Raw genomic sequence first — 17,851 nt, 5'->3', positions numbered from 1 at the left:
GATGCCGGGAGTGCAGATATCTCTCTCCAGCGGCTCGCTGTTTACCCTGCCGGTGCAGCGAGCCTGCGAACTTGCGGTGGCGGCAGGATTCGACGGTGTGGAATTGATCATCAACCAGGAATTCCAGCGGGCCTACCCGGAGCGTTTGGTACGCTCTCTCCAGGCAATCGCGCCGATCAATTCCATTCATGCGCCATTCATGCCCCTCGACGGCTGGGGTGGTCCCATTGAGTCGCTCAGGCTCAGCGTCGAACTGGCAGCGGAAACCGGGATTCCGCTGGTCAACTTCCATCCCCCCTCGTGGCTGGGACTCGAAATCGGTTTCTGGCGCTGGCTGTACAAGATTCAGGACTTTCAGAAGGAGATCGGGCTGGACGGTCAGGTATTGATCACCATCGAAAACATGCCCTGGGTCGGCCCCTTTGGCATGAATCCCCACATCCTGTCGGCAACCCAGGATATGATCAACTTCATCCAGGAACATAACCTTTACCTGACCTTCGATACTACCCATATGGGATCGGGGCATGCCAACTTCATCGAGGACTTCTACCAGTTCTACAACTCAGGTCGTATTCGCAATATCCACTTTTCCGACTACGGCTACGGCCAGGAGCATCTGGTGCCGGGACGTGGCTACCTGCCGATCACCCGTTTTCTGAATCACCTGCAGCACACCGATTATCAAGGTTGTCTTACCTTTGAAATGAGTCCCCATGAATTCCCCAAAAACGAGCGGATGATCCTGCAAGGATTGACGGAGTTGCTGGTCTACGCCCGGATAGAGACCGGCCAGTTGCCGGCGGAAGCAATGCGGGCCTTCGAACGGCTGCCCGACGGTGTGCCCGGGGAAGCATGCGATGGGGACGCAACCGACCAAATGCAAGGCGGCTGAACAAGCAGGGAGCATGGTCCCGGTGTTCAGCCGCCTTTTTGCTGCACAGGCACGTGACCGTGCCCTCGCGTTCCGGCTACGTTATTTCAGGCGCGCCGCGTAGAGCGGAAACCGCTTCATCAGCTCATTCACCCGCTGCTTGACCTCGCCCAGTTTTCCGTCATTGCCGATATTGGCGACGGCGTCGGCAATGAAACCGGCGACCTGCTCCATTTCCGCTTCTTTCAGGCCGTGGGTGGTGCAGGCCGGCGTACCGATCCGGATACCGGAAGTAACGAAGGGTGAGCGGGTTTCGAACGGCACCGTGTTTTTGTTGACCGTGATACCGGCCTTGTCCAGCGCTTCTTCCGCTGCCTTGCCGGTGATCTCGGTGCCGGTGAAGTTGATCAGCATCAGGTGGTTGTCGGTACCGCCGGAGGTAAGCTTGAAGCCGCGCTTGATCAGGGCTTCCGACAGCACCTTGGCGTTCTTCACGATCTGCTGCTGATATTGTTTGAATTCCGGCTGCAGCGCCTCCTTGAACGCCACCGCCTTGGCAGCGATCACATGCATCAGCGGTCCCCCCTGGATACCGGGGAAAATCTGCGAGTTGAGGGTCTTGGCAAACTCCTCACGGCACAGAATCATCCCTCCCCGGGGCCCGCGCAGGGTCTTGTGGGTGGTGGTGGTCACGAACTCGGCGTAGGGAATCGGGCTGGGATGTACCCCGGCGGCAACCAGACCGGCGATGTGGGCCATATCCACCATCACCACGGCCCCCACCTTGTCGGCAATGGCCCGGAATGCGGCGAAATCGAGAATCCGGGGATAGGCGCTGGCCCCTACGATGATCATCTTGGGACGGTGCTCTTCCGCTAGGCGCTCCACCTCGGCATAGTCGATGGTCTCGGTATCCGGGGAGACGCCGTAGGGAACCACCTTGTAGAACCGGCCGGAGAAGTTGACCGGGCTGCCGTGGGTCAGGTGGCCGCCGTGGGAAAGATTCATCCCCAGAATCGTATCGCCGGGCTGGCAGACGGCGTTGAATACTGCCATGTTGGCCTGGGAGCCGGAATGGGGCTGGACGTTGGCATGCTCGGCGCCGAACAGTTCCTTGGCCCGGTCGATGGCCAACTGCTCCGCCACATCCACATGGTGACAGCCGCCGTAGTACCGCTTGCCCGGATACCCTTCGGCATACTTGTTGGTCATCACCGATCCCTGGGCCTCCAGCACCGCTTCGGAGACGAAGTTTTCGGAGGCAATCAGCTCGAGGTTATACTCCTGACGTTCGGTTTCGTGACGGATCGCCGCGGCGATTTCCGGATCAAACGTAGCTAGTACTGACATGGTCTGCTCCTTTGTCTGCAAAATATTCGCTTAATAAAACAGAAAGCGGGACTTGTTGCAAGTCCCGCTGTACAGCGTACCATTCTTGTCCGCTAACGGCAGCTTTTCTCTTCCAGAGCGGTTATCCTGTCCAGACGCCGTTGATGGCGCCCCCCCTCGAAGGAGGCGTCAAGCCAGGCAGCAACGCAGGCCGTTGCCGTGGCATCATCAAGAATGCGCCCCCCCAGGGCCAGCACGTTGGCATTGTTATGCTCCTTGGCCAGCCGCGCCATCTCGGGAGAGGTCACCAGGGCTGCCCTGATTCCCGGCACCTTGTTGGCGGCAATGGAAATGCCGATACCGGTGCCGCAGACCACGATCCCGGCATCCGCCTCGCCGTGCACCACCAGCAGGGCCACCCGCTCGCCGAAATCGGGATAATCCACCGACTCGTCGCTGTTCGTGCCGGCATCGGCAACCTCAATGTCCCGCTCCTGCAGGAACTGGATCAGCACCTGCTTGAGGGCAACTCCGCCATGATCGCTTCCCAGTGCTATCTTCATGGTCATATCTTCTTGAACAGCAGGGTGGCGTTGGTACCGCCAAAGCCAAGGGAGTTGCTCATGGCGTACTGGATGGCTGCATCACGGGCCGTATTGGGCACGTAGTCCAGGTCGCAGGCCGGGTCCGGTTCCTCGTAGTTGATGGTGGGCGGCACCACACTGCGCTCCATGGCCATGCAGCAGTAAACCGCCTCGACCCCGCCGGCGGCACCCAGCAGGTGACCGGTCATGGACTTGGTGGAGGAAACCATCAGCTTGGCGGCATGGTCGCCGAAAACCGATTTGATGGCCAGGGTCTCGTTCAGATCGTTGAACGGCGTTGAAGTGCCGTGGGCATTGATATAGGTTACCTGCTCCGGAGCGACCCCGGCGTTCTTCAGGGCCATCTTCATGCAGCGGGCAGCCCCTTCTCCCCCCTCCGCCGGTGCGGTCATATGGTAGGCATCGCCGGTCAGGCCGTAGCCCACCACTTCAGCGTAGATTTTGGCGCCACGGGCCTTGGCAGCCTCGTACTCCTCCAGCACCACGATACCGGCCCCCTCCCCCATGATGAAGCCGTCACGGCTCTTGTCAAAGGGACGGGATGCCCGTTGGGGGTCGTCGTTCCTGCTGTCGGACAGCGCCTTCATCACGGCAAAGCCGCCGATCCCCAAGGGGGTAATCGTTGCCTCGGCACCGCCGGCAATCATGGCATCGGCATCGCCGCGGGCGATCATATGAAAGGCGTCGCCAATGGAATGGGTACCGGTGGCACAGGCCGACACCGAGGACAGGTTGGGCCCCTTCGCACCGTACTTGATGGAGATATGACCCGGCGCAAGGTTGATGATCAGCATCGGAATGAAGAAGGGAGAGATTTTCTTGTATCCCCCTTCCAGCAGCGCCACGTGATACTTCTCGATGGCCGGCAGACCGCCGAGACCGGCCCCCACCAGCACGCCGACCCGTTCCGCATTCTCCTCGGTAACCTGCAGTCCCGAGTCCTCCATGGCGAATTGCGCGGCTGCCATCGCGTACTGAATAAAGAGATCCATCTTCTTGATCTCTTTCTTGTCGATGAACTGTTCGGCCTCGAAATCATCCACTTCGCCGGCGATCCGCACCGGCAGAGCACTGGCGTCAAATCTGGTAATCGCCGCGATCCCCGAACGACCGTTCATCAGTGCGTCCCAGTTTTTCTGGTTCCCCGTACCCAGCGGAGAAACAACCCCTACTCCGGTAACAACGACTCTTCGCATATGTATCACTCCGTTTCAGCTACCTGCCGTGAAAAGGAAAAGAGGGGACCAGTCCCCCCTTTTCCGCCTCAACCGGTACTCGTCTGCACGTGATATCAGGTATGCTCGGTGATGTAGTCGATGGCATCCTGAACAGTCTGGATTTTCTCGGCATCCTCGTCGGGAATTTCGATATCGAACTCCTCTTCGAGCGCCATAACCAGCTCAACGGTGTCCAAGGAGTCGGCACCCAGGTCATCCATGAAGGAAGCCTCGTTCACCACCTTGTCCTCGTCAACGCCAAGCTGCTCGGCAACAATCTCTTTTACCTTCTTTGCTACGTCGGACATCGTACACCTCCGTGTGTTATAAACCGTTCCAGGTTTTGTGTTTGCAAAACGTTCATGCTTCTTAGCAAACCGCGGCGACAAATGTCAAAGCAATTTTTCACCCCGGCGACAACTACCATAACTGCCTGATTTAGCAGACCAAACCCCAGCAAGAGGGACAGATCGGCTCAAACCGGATCTGCAGTTCAACCTCCACTACATATACATGCCGCCATTTACCGCCAGCACGTGCCCCGTAATATACCCCGATGCTTCGGACGCCAGGAATACCACGGCATTGGCAATATCATCGGAACTGCCCAGCCGCTCCAGTGGAATCTGCGCCGTCAGCTCGGCCCGCACCTTCTCCGGCAGGGCATCGGTCATGGCGGTGGCGATGAAGCCCGGAGCCACGGCATTCACCGTGATGTTACGCTTGGCCAGTTCCCGGGCGTTGGACTTGGTGAGGCCGATCAGACCGGCCTTGCTGGCACAGTAGTTGGCCTGGCCGGCATTGCCCATCTGCCCCACGATGGAAGCGATATTGATGATCCGGCCGTACCGCTGCTTGCTCATGACCTTGCAGGCGGCGCGGGTACAGAGGAACGCCCCTTTCAGGTTCACGTTCAGCACCGCATCCCACTCGTCGTCCTTCATCCGCATCAACAGGCCGTCGCGGGTGATGCCGGCGTTGTTCACCAGGATGTCCACCCGGCCGAAGGCCTCAACGGCAGCATCGATCATCCGCTCGGTGTCGGCCGGCACGGTAACATTGCCGACAACCGCCAGGGCCTTGGCGCCGGCAGCCTGCAGCTCGGCAACAACGGCTTCGGTCGCAGCCTGATCCATATCAACGGCAACGATGGTGGCACCCTGGGCTGCAAGGGCCAGGGCGATGCTCCGGCCAATCCCCCGCGAGGCGCCGGTGATAACGGCAACTTTATCCTTGGACATGGTATTCACTCCTTTCAGGTCGCTTTATTCCAATTCCGGATCAAGAATGAGATCAAGGCGGCGAGGAACCATCGCTAGCTACGCCCTGTTCCGGAACCGGAATCAGCTGTTTCTCTCGGCAAAGGTGGCCTTCAGCTCCGCTTCGGTCACCAGCTTGCCGTCAACGAACGCCTTGGCGGTAAAGACCCAGATTCCCCGCTTGCAACCGGTGGCCTCGATCTCGAAACGGATTTGGTCACCCGGCACCACCGGCTTCCGGAACTTGGCATTGTCAATGCCGACGAAGTAGGTAACCTTGTCCCGAACGCTTTCGTCGGACTGGTACGCCAGAATGCCGGCAACCTGGGCCATGGCTTCGATGATCAGCACCCCCGGCATGACCGGGTGCCCCGGAAAGTGGCCCGGAAAGAACGGCTCGTTGACGGTGACGTTTTTCAGCCCCACGATCCGCTTGCCGATCTCGATCTCCAGGATGCGGTCCACCAGCAGGAACGGATGACGATGGGGGAGAATAGACATGATCTGGTTGATGTCAAGCATTGCTCCGAGCTCCTTTCACAAAACGGGAGAGATGACGACTAGGCGGCGGTCAGGGCCTTCAGGGTGGCCGTATCTTCCACCGATACCGTGCTGATCTCCTTGGAAATCCGCTTGACCAACCCCGAAAGCACCTTGCCGGGGCCGATCTCGATACAGCGGGTAATCCCCAGGCGGCCCATTTCCTGAACCGACTGTTCCCAGCGCACCGGTGCACAGACTTGTGCCACGAGCAGTTGGCGTACCCGTCCGGCATCCCGGTTGGCCGTTGCTTCCACGTTGGTGATCACCGGTACGGCCAGTTCCTGCACGGCCACCTGCTCCAGCACCGCTGTCAGGCGGTCGGCGGCCGGCTGCATCAGGGAGCAATGGAACGGTGCGCTGACCGGCAGCAGCATCGCCTTGCGATACCCTTTTCCTTTGGCGATTTCAATGGCGCGGTTTACTGCCGTGGCATGACCGGCAATCACGATCTGTCCGGGGGAGTTGAAGTTGGCCGGAGCCACCACCTCGCCCTGGGCTGCTTCGGCACAAATGGCGGCCAGCTCGTCCGCCTCGATGGAGAGCATGGCGGCCATGGCGCCGACCCCCACCGGTACCGCCTCCTGCATGAAGGTGCCCCGGGCGCGTACGGTCCGGGCGGCATCCGCCAGCGACAATGCGCCGCTGCAGACCAGTGCCGAATACTCCCCCAGGGAATGACCCGCCACGCAGGCTGCTGACAGCCCGGTTTCCTGCTTCACCACCCTGAGCGCCGCGATACTGGTCACCAGAATGGCCGGCTGGGTATTGAAGGTCAGCTTCAGGTCCTCTTCCGGGCCGTTGAAGCAGAGAGCGGACAGCTTGAACCCCAAGGCCTCGTCGGCCTCTTCAAAAGTCTGGCGGGCCACGGCAAACTCAGCCGCCAGCTCCTTGCCCATACCGGCATACTGGGACCCCTGGCCGGGAAACAGAAAAGCGGTTGTACTCATAGGTTCGACTCCTTGACAGTCATCGTGACGATCTGGAACGGTACGGAACAGTGATAAGCGGGGAGAAGCGGTTGTCGAAAACCGGCGGACATTACGATGAAACGGTGGGGGCTCCGTTACCGGAGCGGAGGAACAGGGCGCCGTAGTTTTCGGACAGCGTTTCCGCAATCCGCTGGGTCACACCGCTGGTGGCGTACTCGTGGGCAAAGCGGATGGCGTTCTTGATCGCCTTGGCATTGGAACCGCCATGGCAGATCATCCCCACCCCGTTGATGCCGATCAGGGGGGCGCCGCCGTATTCGGCGTAATCCACGGTCTTCTTGAAACGGTTGAAGGCCCCGCGCATGAAAAGGTAGCCCATCTTGGCGATCATGTCACCCATGATCTCCCGCTTGAGCATGGTGCCGGTGGCCTCGGCCAGCCCTTCGGAGAGCTTCAGCACCACGTTCCCCACAAAGCCGTCGCAGACCACCACCTCAACCGTTCCCTTGAAAATGTCGCGTCCTTCGACGTAACCGGCATAGTTGAGGGAGGTCTGGCGCAGAATGGCGTTGGTCTCGCGGGTGAGATCGTTCCCCTTGGAGTCCTCTTCACCATTGGAAAGGAGCCCGATACGGGGGTTGTCGATCCCCATGGCATACTTGGCGTACACCTGTCCCATGATGGCGAACTGGGCCAAGTGGGTCGGCTTGCAGTCCACGTTCCCTCCCACGTCCAGCACCAGGGTTTTCCCCTGCAGGGTGGGAAATACCTGGGCGATGGCGGGGCGTTCGATGCCGCTGATCCGCTTCAGCACGAACATCCCCGCCGCCATGGTGGCGCCGGAGTTGCCGGCACTGACCGCAGCACAGGCCTTGCCCTCGCTGACCAGCTCGAAGGCAAGCCGCACCGACGAATTGCGTTTCCTGCGCACTGCGTCGGAGGCGGAATCGTGCATTCCCACCACTTCGCTGGCATGGTGGATGTCGATATCGAGTCCTGCGGTGGGATACGTGGCCAAGCACTGGCGCAGCCGCAGCTCATCACCCACCAGCGTAACGGCAATGCCGAATTCGCGGGCAGCGGCAACAGCCCCTTCAACCTCTACGGCCGGGGCATTGTCTCCTCCCATTGCATCAACGGCAACTCTCATCGATCGGATCGGAATCCGTCAGGCTTTCTTTTCAGCACCGGCAACCTGCTTGCCCTTGTAGGTTCCACAGGAAGGGCAGGCGCGGTGCGGCATTTTGGCCTCATTGCACTGCGGGCAGACGGACAGACTGGGGGCGGTCATGAAATCATGGGCACGCCGCATGTTCTTGCGGGATTTGGAGGTTTTCTTCTTGGGTACTGCCATGGCTCGTTTGCTCCTTTGTGGCCGCGTGCGGCCGGTATTATACTAGCGCACCTTGAAATCCTTCAAGGCGGAAAACTTGGAAAGCTTCGGCTCCTGGCTGCAGGTGCAGACCGTGGTATTACGATCAACCCCGCAGGAAGGACACAACCCCTTGCAGGACTCGCTGCAGAGCGGCTTCAGCGGTACGGTCAGGGCCACCTGCTCGCCGATCTCCGGCAACAGGTCGATCTCGTCCCCCTGAAAGATGGCGGAAACCAAGTCCCGTTCAGCCAGTTCCACCTCGTGCTCTTCAGCCTGCTCCTCCCCCCGGCCCTCACGAAAAAAAATGGTGAACTGCGAGGACACGACCTGCCCGAACTCCGCCAGACAGCGGGAACAGGTCAAGGAAAGCGGCACCGACAACGTTCCTTCCACCCGATAGTGATCCATTTCCCGGCCGGCGGTCAGCTCCACACTGACCGGACCGGTAAAACGACACTCGCCGGCCTCTTCCATCTCCGCCAGCATCGGAAAGGCGGCCGCAGCCTCCTGAAAGACAAACTGCCGAACCGTTTCCCTGATATGTTCGGTTTTGACTTTCATGCCGCGCCTCGGACAACAGTGGTAAAGGAATGACGTAATATCCTGAAAACTGCTGCTTTGTCAAGCAGTATTCAGCCTGCCGTACCGTTCCAGATACTCCCTGACAAGCGGCACCCGCTCCCGCAACGGCAGGTCCGCAGAAAAGCGCCACTCCCAGTTGCCAAAAGCCGTCCCCGGCCGGTTCATGCGGGCTCCCGTCGAAAGTCCGAACAGATCCTGGAACGGGATGACCGCGATATCGGCCACCGACATCAGGGTCATCCGGATCAGGTCATCGATGACGATCGGGTGTTCCTTGCCCAGGTAGTCACGAATACGCCGTTCGATCCGGCTGTCGAGGCTGTCCAGCCACCCCTGGCTGGTATCGTTGTCGTGGGTGCCGGTATAGACCACCGTGGCGGGGTGGTGGTTATGGGGCAGATACGGGTTGGCGGCATCGGAATCAAAGGCAAACTGAAGAATCTTCATGCCGGGCAGCCCGAAACCATCCCGCAGCGCCTCCACGTCCGGCGTGATCACTCCCAGGTCCTCGGCGATGAACGGCAGGTTGCCTATGGCAGCGCGCACTGCTTCAAAAAAGCTGAATCCCGGCCCAGCCACCCAGGAACCGTTCTTCGCGGTCCGTTCCCGCGCCCCCACCTGCCAGGCAGCGGCAAAACCGCGAAAATGGTCGATCCGCACCAGGTCAAAGAGGTCGGTCATCTGACGGATGCGGGCGACCCACCAGTCAAACCCCCGCTGCTCCATCACTGGCCAGTTGTAGAGCGGGTTGCCCCACAACTGCCCCGTGGCACTGAAATAGTCCGGGGGAACCCCGGCCACCGCCAGCGGCTTGCCCCGCTCATCCAGCAGAAACTGTTCCCGGTTGCACCAGACGTCCGCCGAATCATGGGCCACAAAAATCGGCAGGTCACCCACGATGCCGATCTTCAACTCCTCCGCCCACTCCCGCACCTGTCGCCACTGCCGGAAGAACTGCCACTGCCGGTACTTCTCGGCCCCAATGGCCGGTCCCAGCTTCCGGGAGGCGCACTCCAGCGCTTCCGGCACGCGGCGGGCCAGGTCGGTGGGCCAGCGGGTCCAGGGTCGCCCCTTGTACTGCACTTTCAGGGCACGAAACAGCGCGTAGTCGTGCAGCCAGTAAGTACTGTCGCAGAACTGCCAGAATTCGGCCAGACGCTCGGAGTCATTCCGGGCAAAAAAACGTTCGGCCGCCTCCTGCAGCAGGGCTTCCTTCCAGGGAACCACGCGCTCGAAATCGACCCGCTCTGCCGGGAAATCAGCCCCCTGCAACCGCTCCGCCGCCAGATCCCCCTCCCGCACCAGCTGCTCAAGGTCGATCAGCAGGTGGTTGCCGGCAAAAGCCGAGTAGGCGGAATAGGGAGAGTTGCCGGCAGCCGGCGGTGTCAGCGGCAGCACCTGCCAGAGGGAAAAGCCGCCTGCGGCAAGGAACTCCAGAAAACCGCGCAACTCGACCCCTAGGGTGCCGATACCGTTGCTGCCGGGAAGTGACGTGGGATGAAGCAGCACCCCCGCACGCCGTTGTCGGGTCATGGTCTCTCCTTGGTCGTGTCCGGAACATCCGGACCGTTTGCTGGAACCGGCGTGCGCCGTCCCGCCCATTTTTCACCTTCAAGCAACAGAAACACCGCCACGGCGGGCAGCAGGATCAGCACCAGCTCGGCCGAAACAAGCGGAACCGTGCGGAAGAATACCTGCAGGGCGGGAAGGTAGACCGCCAGCCCCTGCAACAGCACCACAGCCAGGGCCATGGCCAGGAGCAACGGATTGCTGAACAGCCCCATGTTGAAGAAGGAGCTGCGGAAGGAGCGCAGGGCCATGGCCTGGGCCACCTGCGCCAGGGCCAGCGAGACGAATAACACCGTCTGCCAGGGACCGCCACTCCGCCATACCAGCCAGGAAACCGCCATGCAGGAGCCACCGATCAGCGTTCCGGTCAGCAGCACGTAACGGACCGTGGCACGGTCGAATATCTGACTGCCGCCGGCGATGGGAGGCCGCCGCATCACATCCGGTTCCGGCCGCTCCACTCCCATGCCCAACCCCAGCAGGCCGTCGGTGAGCAGATTGAGCCAGAGCAGTTGCAGCGGCGTGAGCGGCATCGGCAGGCCCAGAAACGGCAGGAGGAGCACCGCCAGAATCTTGCCGGTGTTGCCCGCCACCGAGAAGACCACGAACTTGCGGATATTGTCGTAGATGGTGCGCCCCTCCTCCACCGCCGCCACGATAGTGGCGAAGTTGTCGTCCAGAAGCACCATGTCGGAGGCCTCCCGGGCCACGTCGGTCCCCACCCTGCCCATGGCCACCCCCACATCGGCCCGTTTCAGGGCCGGCGCGTCGTTGACCCCGTCCCCGGTCATGGCCACCACTGCGCCCTGGTGCTGGAGCGAGGCCACGATACGCAGCTTGTGTTCCGGAGCCACCCGGGCGTAGACCGACACGCTGCCCACAGCAGCATCAAACGCCGCATCGGATAGCGAGTCCAGCTCCGGACCGGTCAGGGCACCTGCCGAATGATCGATCCCTACCCGGCGGGCAATGGCCAGCGCTGTCAAGGGGTGGTCCCCGGTGATCATCACCGGCCGAATGCCGGCGGAGCGGCAGCGCAGCACCGCCTCCCGCGCTTCGGAACGGGGAGGGTCGGCCAGAGCCGCCAGTCCGAGACAGACAAAGCCATGATCCAGGGATTCAAGCCGGTCATCCTCCCCGGGCCCCAGGACACGGGCAGCTAGGGCCAGCACCCGCTGACCGTCGGCGGCAAAACGGTCGGCCGCCTGCTGCAGAACGGCACGCTGGTGCTCATCCAGCGGTTCGAGCGTTTCTCCCACCAGCAGACGGTCACAGAGCGCAAACAGCGCATCCAGCGCCCCTTTGGCCGCCAGCAGCTTTCCCTCCGGCGGCAACGGCTCCGGAAAGCGGAGCCCATCCACCGTGCCGGCGATCCGATGCACGGTAATCATCCGCTTGGTTACCGAGTCAAAGGGAATCTCGGCGATACGTGGCAGGGAACAGGCCAGCTCCTCGCGGAACAGCCCCCGCTCCGCCGCCGCCACTACCAGGGCTCCTTCCGTGGGATCACCCAGCACCTGCTCCCGCCCCTCCTCAACCGTCAGCACCGCATCATTACAGAGTGCACCGACAGCCAGCAACAGCCGCTCGGTCCCGTCACGGTCAGTGTCGCACGGCCCCGTGAACGTCTCCAGCCTGCTCACCGTCATTCTGTTTTCGGTCAGGGTACCGGTCTTGTCGCTGCAGATCACCGTCACCGACCCCAGGGTTTCCACTGCCGGCAGGCGCCGGATCAGGGCATGGCGCCGGAGCATCCGCTGCGCCCCCAGGGCCAGGGTGATGGTCACCACCGCTGGCAGCCCCTCCGGAATGGCGGCCACCGCCACGCTGACCGCCATCAGCAGCATCTCCCGCACCCCTTCGCCCCGCAGCAGGCCGATGACGAAGATCAGGGCCGCGATCACCACCGACACCACCGCCAGCACTTTACCCAACCGGTCCAGCCGCTTCTGCAGCGGTGTCCATTCCTGCCCCACCTGCTGCAGCAGCGTGGCGATCCTGCCCAGCTCGGTCGACATGCCGGTGGCGGTCACCACGGCCACGGCCCGCCCCGCCACCACCTGGGTACCCATGTACAGCAGGTTGCGCCGGTCTCCCAGCGGCAAGCTCCGCTCCACCAGCGGATCGGTCTGTTTCTCCACCGCCTCCGACTCGCCGGTGAGGAGCGACTCCTGCACCCGCAGGCCATGGGCCTCCAGCAGGCGGCAGTCCGCCGGCACGGTACTGCCGGCCTCCAGCAGCACGATATCCCCCGGCACCAGCTCCGATGCCGGAATATCCAGTACCGCAGCGTCACGACGTACCCGCACCAGCGGCACGGCAAGCCGGCGCAAGGCGGCAATGGCCCGCTCCGCGCGGTAGTCCTGGACAAAACCAAGCAGGGCAAACAGGATTACGATGGCAAAAATGGTAACGGCGTCCTTCAGGGAGCCCGCCGCTCCCGACACCAGCGCGGCAGCAGTCAGGATCAGGGCCATGGTGGAGGTGAACTGCTCCCCGAGTATCCGGAGCGGCGTACGCCCTCCCTGTTCCCGTAGTTCGTTGGCGCCATATCGCGCCCGTCGCCGGGCACTCCCGGCGGCGGAAAGACCGGTCGCCGGATCAACGTCAAGCAGTCCGAGGGTCTCATCAACGGTTATGACATGCCAATTCACCTGTTCCACGGATCGGTACCCTCATTGCAGAATCGGGGGCGTTATCCCCCTTTTTCCGTTGCATTTGAACGCAAAGCAGCTACTATCCGGGCCATGAATAAATTCTCCGCCCTGCTCCTGGTCCTCTTTGTCCTCTGCATCATCGGCTATTCAACCTGGCAGCTCTTCAACGGCAATCTGGAAGCGGCCTTTTCCGCCTTTCCCTTTCTGGTGATCGTCTACCTGTTCGTCAAACCCTGGAAGCGTTGAAAACTATGAAGGCGACCAACCGCAGCGCTACGGGGTGCTCCTACTCCCGTCTACCGATTGTGCCTGGTCTCGGTCGCCCCCGTTCCATGCGCCTGGCATCCGTTGAGGTCTCAGAGTGATTCTCAAAATCTGACGCGCAGCAGCCAGCCGCGGCAGCGGTTTCAGCTTACCCCAAGGACGGGACTTTGTGAAGCACCCGGTGCGATTGACTTTTGCGGAGTGACAGGGTAAGCACAGCAGCTGAATCTTTTGTCAAGGAGTTGTCCGGTAATGTCCGCACCCGTTTCCTCCAGTCGTCTGTTCCGCTTTGTATCCCGCCGTCCCTGGACCGTGCTGGCCCTGGCCCTGCTCCTGTCCGCGCTTTCCGTCGCCTACACACTGACCGGTATGGAGTTCCTGACCGGCCGCGACGATCTGATGCCCCGCAACGCACCGTTCCAGCAGGCCTACCGTGAATACCGGTCCGCCTTCGGTGATCAGGAGGAAATCGTGGTGGTGGTGGAAGCGGAGGACCCGGCCCTGGTCACCCGCTTCTGCGACACTCTTCACGACCGGCTCACCAAGGAAAAGCGCCTGTTCGTCGACCTGCTCTACCCCGGCGGTCTTCCCTACTTCCGCCAGAACGGCCTGCTCTTCATGCCGCTGGAGGAGCTGCAGGCCATGGCCCGCACTCTGGAAATGGCTGCACCGGTGCTGACGGATCTGGCGGCGGCGCCCTCGGTGAAAACCCTGTTCAGCTCCCTCACCAACCAGATCGACGACTACCTGGCCGCGCCGGACCAGCGCAAGCTGGCGCGGCTCACCTTCATGCTCACCACCCTGGACAAGGGATTCAGCGGCTTTGACGGCAAAAACTCGGCCCTCTCCCTGGATTCGTTCCTGAAAGGGTCCGGCGACGGCAAACCGTCGATGCTGGAAAACGCCGGCAAGCAGCAGATCATCGCCATCCGCCCCCTGAAGGAGCAGGACAGCTTCGTACCGGCGGAACAGGCCATCAAAAAGGTACGGGAGGAGCTGGCGGCGTTGCGCCAGAAGCCGGAGTTCAAAGGAGTGAGCGCCGGCCTGACCGGCGTGCCGGTTTTGGAATACGAAGAGATGGCCACCAGCCAGCAGGACATGGAAAAAGCCACCCTGCTCTCCCTCACCCTGACCGTGATCCTGCTCCTGGTGGCCTTCCGGGGCTGGCTGAACACCCTGGCCGCCATGGTATCGCTGATCGTCGGCATCTGCGTCTCCTTCGGCTTCGCCACCCTGACGGTGGGACACCTGAACATTCTCTCCATGGCCTTCGCCATCATGTTGATCGGCCTGGGGATCGAATACAGCATCCAGGTGGTGCTCCGCTACCAGGAGGAGTTACGGAGCGGCAAACCGCAGCTCGACGCCATTGAACGGGGGCTGTGCGGCAACCTGCGGGCCGTGACCATGGCCGCCGCCACCGTGGCCCTGGCCTTTGCCACCTTTGCCTTCACCGATTTCAAGGGGATTGCCGAACTGGGGATCATCGCCACCGGCGGCATCATCATCTGCGTGCTGTCCACCTTCACGGTCCTGCCCGCCATGCTGGTCCTGCTGAGCAGGTATCAGAAGCCGGTCAGCGCCCCTCGTCGCGAACTTTCCCACTCCCCCATCCTGCAGGCCCTGTTCCGACGCCCCCTGCTGGTGACCACGTTCACCGCCGCACTGGCGTTGCTCTGCCTGTACCCTCTTTCCCGCATGGAGTTCGACTTCAACATGATGAACCTGCAGGCTAAGGGGCTGGAGCCGGTGCGGTATGCCTACAAGCTGATGAAAAGCAAGGAAAACGCCGGCTACTTCGGGGTGGCCATCGCCCGGGACCGGGATGAGGCTGCCAGCCTGACCAGACGTCTGGAGGCGCTTTCATCGGTTGCGCATGTGGTGAGCCTGCAGACGCTGGTCCCTACGCACCAGCAGGAGAAACTGGCCCTGCTGGCCTCCCTGCGCCGCTCCCTGGCTGGGGTAAAACCGGTGCCGTACGAGGAGAATTTGAGTCCGCTGGAACTGCCATCGGTTTTCGAGGGATTCCACGGGCGGGTTGAAAAACTGAAACAGCACCTTGCCGCGAAGCACCTGCCGGAGGCAGAGCCGGTGGCTGCATTCCTGACCACTCTGAACACGTTCTTTGCCGGCCTGGAGAAAGAGCGGGACGGCAATGCCCTGGGAATGTTGCGGGAGTTCCAGGGGAGCATGTTCTCCGGCCTGCCGGAAAAGCTGACCATGCTCATGGAAAGCCTGCAGGCCCGCCCCGTCACCGAGGCGGATGTCCCCGCCTCCCTGAAGGAGCGTTTCGTTGCCAAGGACGGCCGGCTGCTGCTGCAGATCGTCCCCAAGCACGAGATCTTTGACAAAGCCCCCCTGGCCGAATTCGTCAACCAGATCAAAAGCGTCGTGCCCAACGCCACCGGCGAGCCGGTCAGTGTGTATGAGTCGTTCCGCATCCTGCAGGACTCCTATCTGAAAGCGTTTCTGTACGCCTTTGCCGGTATCGTGGTTATCCTGCTGATCACCTTCCGCAGCCTGAAGCTGACCCTGGTCGGCATCCTGCCGCTGGCGACGGGCCTATTGCTGATGATCGGCGGCATGGGACTCTTCGGCCTCAAGTTCAACGTGGCCAATGTGATCGTCATGCCGCTGCTCCTGGGGGTGGGAATCGACTCGGCCATCTATATCCTGGCCCGCTACCGCCGCGAGGGGGAAACCCCGCTGCAGGTGGTCACGCGCAGTGCCGGGGTGGGGGTCTTTCTCAACGCCCTGACCATCCTGTTCAGTTTCGGTGCCCTGATGGTGGCCCGCCACCAGGGGGTCTTCTCCATCGGTGCCGTGATGTCCCTGGGAATGACCGCTATCGTGCTGGCTTTCCTGCTGTTTCTGCCCGCGCTGCTCCTGCTGATCGACAGACGGGAGAAGCCGCTGTGATCCCGTGACGGAATGTATTTAGAAACCAGCATGATGTTTCCGATACGTATGCTGTAGGCATTGAAATCCAAGCACCTGAAGGAGTGCCGGTACATGCAGAATGCAGATCTGGAGCAGGCCGTCGAAATCAGCAACGATATTTACTGGGTCGGATCGGGCAGCAAGTCGTTCCTCAGCCGCAACAGTTACCTGCGCATCTTCAAGGGCAGCGGCAATGTCGCCAACATGCTGATCGATCCCGGCCCCTCAAGCGACCTGAACGATCTTATCACCAAGACGACTCAGGTACTGGGGGATATCTCGAAGATCAACATGCTCTTCATCAACCACCAGGACCCGGATGTGGTGGGCAACCTCCCCTACCTGTGCAAGATCAACCCGCGCAACGTGGTGCTGGCAACCGAGGACACCTGGCGCTTGGTCAGCCTGAACAGTCCCCAGGTCACCTTCAAGGCGGTCGAGCGCTTCAAAAACTTCCGGGTATCCCTGAATACGCAGCCGAGTCACCGCCTGCAGTTCATTCCCACCCCTTTTTGCCACTTCCGCGGCGCCTGCATGCTTTATGACCTCGAATCACGCATCCTCTTCACCGGTGACTTCATGGGCGGCATTGCCGCGCTCGGCCTCATGGCCACTGAAGACAACTGGCCGGGAATCAAGGCGTTCCACCAGCTGTACATGCCCAGTAACGAAGCGATCCGCAAGGCGGTCCAGAAAATCAGGGAGCTGACTCCGGCCCCCCTCATGCTGGCGCCGCAACATGGCGGCATCATCCAGGGGGAACTCATTCCCGAGTTTCTGTCGCGCATGGAAGAACTGCAGGTCGGACTGGACATCATCTCCTCCCTGGAGGACAAGTTTCCGATGCTAATCAGCGCTGCCAACGAAATCGTCGTGGTATTCAAGGAGCTCTGCGACGAAGAGACCAGTCGACAGGTGCTGGGCTACTTTGATCCCGACGGCAGCTACCCGGCACTGGTAGCCATGTCGCAGGACGGTACGGTCACGGACATCAAAGGTGAGCCGGTGGAAGTCATCGAAGCGCTGATCAAGGTATTTCTCAGAAACGTTCCCGCGGATCGCCAGAATATCCTCAAGGCACGGATGACCCGCATCCTGCTTGAGCATAACCTGCCGCCCTTCGACCTGCTGCTGGCCCAGCAGGAGGCCAGTGCGGACTTCCTGCTGGACGAAAACTGAGTTCCCCTGCCCGCCCCGGCGGGCCCTGCCGCACCCAGCCCACAGCCCGGAGGAGGTAGTTCGTGAAACGTCTCGTTATCGCAGTAACCCTGATCTGGTGTTCCCTCGGCAGTATGATCGCGGGAGCGACAGACCCCGACCCCCAGAAACAGCAACAGCTGCTGAAAAAAATTGAGGAGCTCGAACAACAGATTTCCGAGCTGCGGAGCCTGCAGCTGAAGAAGCAGACGCTGCCGGTCAAAAAGGAGCAGTGCATGAAGGTGGTGGGGGTGGAGTCCTACTGTACCTGCGTAAGCGAAGCGCTGCCCGCCACGGTAGACTACCGCCAGTTTGTGCAGATTCTGCTGACACCGGCGGCGGAATTCGGCTACGACAAGCTGACCGTCGAGCAAAAGAAGGATGTTGACCAGGCGCTGGTGGCCTGGGCCAGATGCGTTGACTACAAGGGGCCACAAGGGTCGGGAGCCATGGATCGCCTGATGAACCGGGAGACCCTGTTCTGAGCATCTCCGGCCCGCTGCGGCGGCGT

At 61.4% G+C, this 17,851-nt stretch carries 17 protein-coding genes; 5 read left to right on the top strand and 12 right to left on the bottom strand.

From position 1 onward, the window contains the following. Positions 1 to 10: 10 nt before the first annotated feature. Positions 11 to 895: a sugar phosphate isomerase/epimerase family protein gene (locus RAK07_RS05650; protein WP_305733484.1), complete on the top strand. Its 885-nt coding sequence runs from the start codon at positions 11 to 13 to the stop codon at positions 893 to 895. An 81-nt stretch (positions 896 to 976) separates the two neighbouring features. Here RAK07_RS05650 and glyA read toward each other — a convergent pair whose 3' ends face one another. From glyA to RAK07_RS05590, 12 genes are all read right to left on the bottom strand, one after another. Beyond that, positions 977 to 2,224 (bottom strand): serine hydroxymethyltransferase, encoded by a 1,248-nt coding sequence (gene glyA / locus RAK07_RS05645; RefSeq protein WP_305731866.1) that lies wholly within the window; start codon positions 2,222 to 2,224, stop codon positions 977 to 979. Between the two features lie 92 nt (positions 2,225 to 2,316). Continuing rightward, complete coding sequence (gene rpiB / locus RAK07_RS05640; RefSeq protein ID WP_305731865.1) at positions 2,317 to 2,766, bottom strand: ribose 5-phosphate isomerase B; 450 nt, start codon at positions 2,764 to 2,766, stop codon at positions 2,317 to 2,319. A gap of 2 nt (positions 2,767 to 2,768) precedes the next feature. After that, positions 2,769 to 4,004, bottom strand: coding sequence for a beta-ketoacyl-ACP synthase II (gene fabF / locus RAK07_RS05635; protein ID WP_305731864.1), 1,236 nt, complete (start codon positions 4,002 to 4,004; stop codon positions 2,769 to 2,771). A gap of 95 nt (positions 4,005 to 4,099) precedes the next feature. After that, positions 4,100 to 4,333, bottom strand: a complete 234-nt coding sequence (acpP, locus tag RAK07_RS05630) for an acyl carrier protein (RefSeq protein ID WP_305731863.1) — start codon at positions 4,331 to 4,333, stop codon at positions 4,100 to 4,102. A 195-nt stretch (positions 4,334 to 4,528) separates the two neighbouring features. Next, positions 4,529 to 5,266: a 3-oxoacyl-[acyl-carrier-protein] reductase gene (gene fabG, locus RAK07_RS05625; RefSeq protein WP_305731862.1), complete on the bottom strand. Its 738-nt coding sequence runs from the start codon at positions 5,264 to 5,266 to the stop codon at positions 4,529 to 4,531. 102 nt (positions 5,267 to 5,368) lie between these two features. Then, complete coding sequence (gene fabZ, locus RAK07_RS05620; protein WP_305731861.1) at positions 5,369 to 5,806, bottom strand: 3-hydroxyacyl-ACP dehydratase FabZ; 438 nt, start codon at positions 5,804 to 5,806, stop codon at positions 5,369 to 5,371. A 38-nt stretch (positions 5,807 to 5,844) separates the two neighbouring features. Next, positions 5,845 to 6,774: an ACP S-malonyltransferase gene (fabD, locus tag RAK07_RS05615; RefSeq protein ID WP_305731860.1), complete on the bottom strand. Its 930-nt coding sequence runs from the start codon at positions 6,772 to 6,774 to the stop codon at positions 5,845 to 5,847. Between the two features lie 91 nt (positions 6,775 to 6,865). Next, positions 6,866 to 7,906: a phosphate acyltransferase PlsX gene (plsX, locus tag RAK07_RS05610; RefSeq protein WP_305731859.1), complete on the bottom strand. Its 1,041-nt coding sequence runs from the start codon at positions 7,904 to 7,906 to the stop codon at positions 6,866 to 6,868. 18 nt (positions 7,907 to 7,924) lie between these two features. Beyond that, positions 7,925 to 8,110: a 50S ribosomal protein L32 gene (rpmF, locus tag RAK07_RS05605; RefSeq protein ID WP_305731858.1), complete on the bottom strand. Its 186-nt coding sequence runs from the start codon at positions 8,108 to 8,110 to the stop codon at positions 7,925 to 7,927. 42 nt (positions 8,111 to 8,152) lie between these two features. Beyond that, entirely contained in the window at positions 8,153 to 8,692 is a 540-nt protein-coding gene (locus RAK07_RS05600) for a YceD family protein (protein WP_305731857.1), read from the bottom strand. A 60-nt stretch (positions 8,693 to 8,752) separates the two neighbouring features. Next, positions 8,753 to 10,246, bottom strand: coding sequence for a 4-alpha-glucanotransferase (malQ, locus tag RAK07_RS05595; protein WP_305731856.1), 1,494 nt, complete (start codon positions 10,244 to 10,246; stop codon positions 8,753 to 8,755). Further along, the gene (locus RAK07_RS05590) at positions 10,243 to 12,945 is read right to left on the bottom strand and encodes a cation-translocating P-type ATPase (protein ID WP_305731855.1); all 2,703 of its coding nucleotides are present in this window, start codon (positions 12,943 to 12,945) and stop codon (positions 10,243 to 10,245) included. The genes malQ and RAK07_RS05590 overlap by 4 nt, the downstream gene beginning before the upstream one ends. Before the next feature lie 84 nt (positions 12,946 to 13,029). Between RAK07_RS05590 and RAK07_RS05585 the strand changes: the two genes are divergently transcribed. From RAK07_RS05585 to RAK07_RS05570, 4 genes are all read left to right on the top strand, one after another. Beyond that, positions 13,030 to 13,185: a hypothetical protein gene (locus RAK07_RS05585; protein WP_305731854.1), complete on the top strand. Its 156-nt coding sequence runs from the start codon at positions 13,030 to 13,032 to the stop codon at positions 13,183 to 13,185. Positions 13,186 to 13,455: 270 nt separating this feature from the next. Continuing rightward, complete coding sequence (locus tag RAK07_RS05580) at positions 13,456 to 16,122, top strand: MMPL family transporter (protein ID WP_305731853.1); 2,667 nt, start codon at positions 13,456 to 13,458, stop codon at positions 16,120 to 16,122. 93 nt (positions 16,123 to 16,215) lie between these two features. Then, positions 16,216 to 17,322: an oxygen-binding di-iron domain-containing protein gene (locus tag RAK07_RS05575; protein ID WP_305731852.1), complete on the top strand. Its 1,107-nt coding sequence runs from the start codon at positions 16,216 to 16,218 to the stop codon at positions 17,320 to 17,322. Between the two features lie 62 nt (positions 17,323 to 17,384). Continuing rightward, the gene (locus RAK07_RS05570; protein WP_305731851.1) at positions 17,385 to 17,825 is read left to right on the top strand and encodes a hypothetical protein; all 441 of its coding nucleotides are present in this window, start codon (positions 17,385 to 17,387) and stop codon (positions 17,823 to 17,825) included. Positions 17,826 to 17,851: the final 26 nt, after the last annotated feature.

This window comes from Trichlorobacter ammonificans, assembly GCF_933509905.1.
GTDB lineage: Bacteria > Desulfobacterota > Desulfuromonadia > Geobacterales > Pseudopelobacteraceae > Trichlorobacter > Trichlorobacter ammonificans.
Note: the sequence above shows the minus strand (reverse complement) of the source record. Positions and strands in the feature narration are given on the sequence as shown.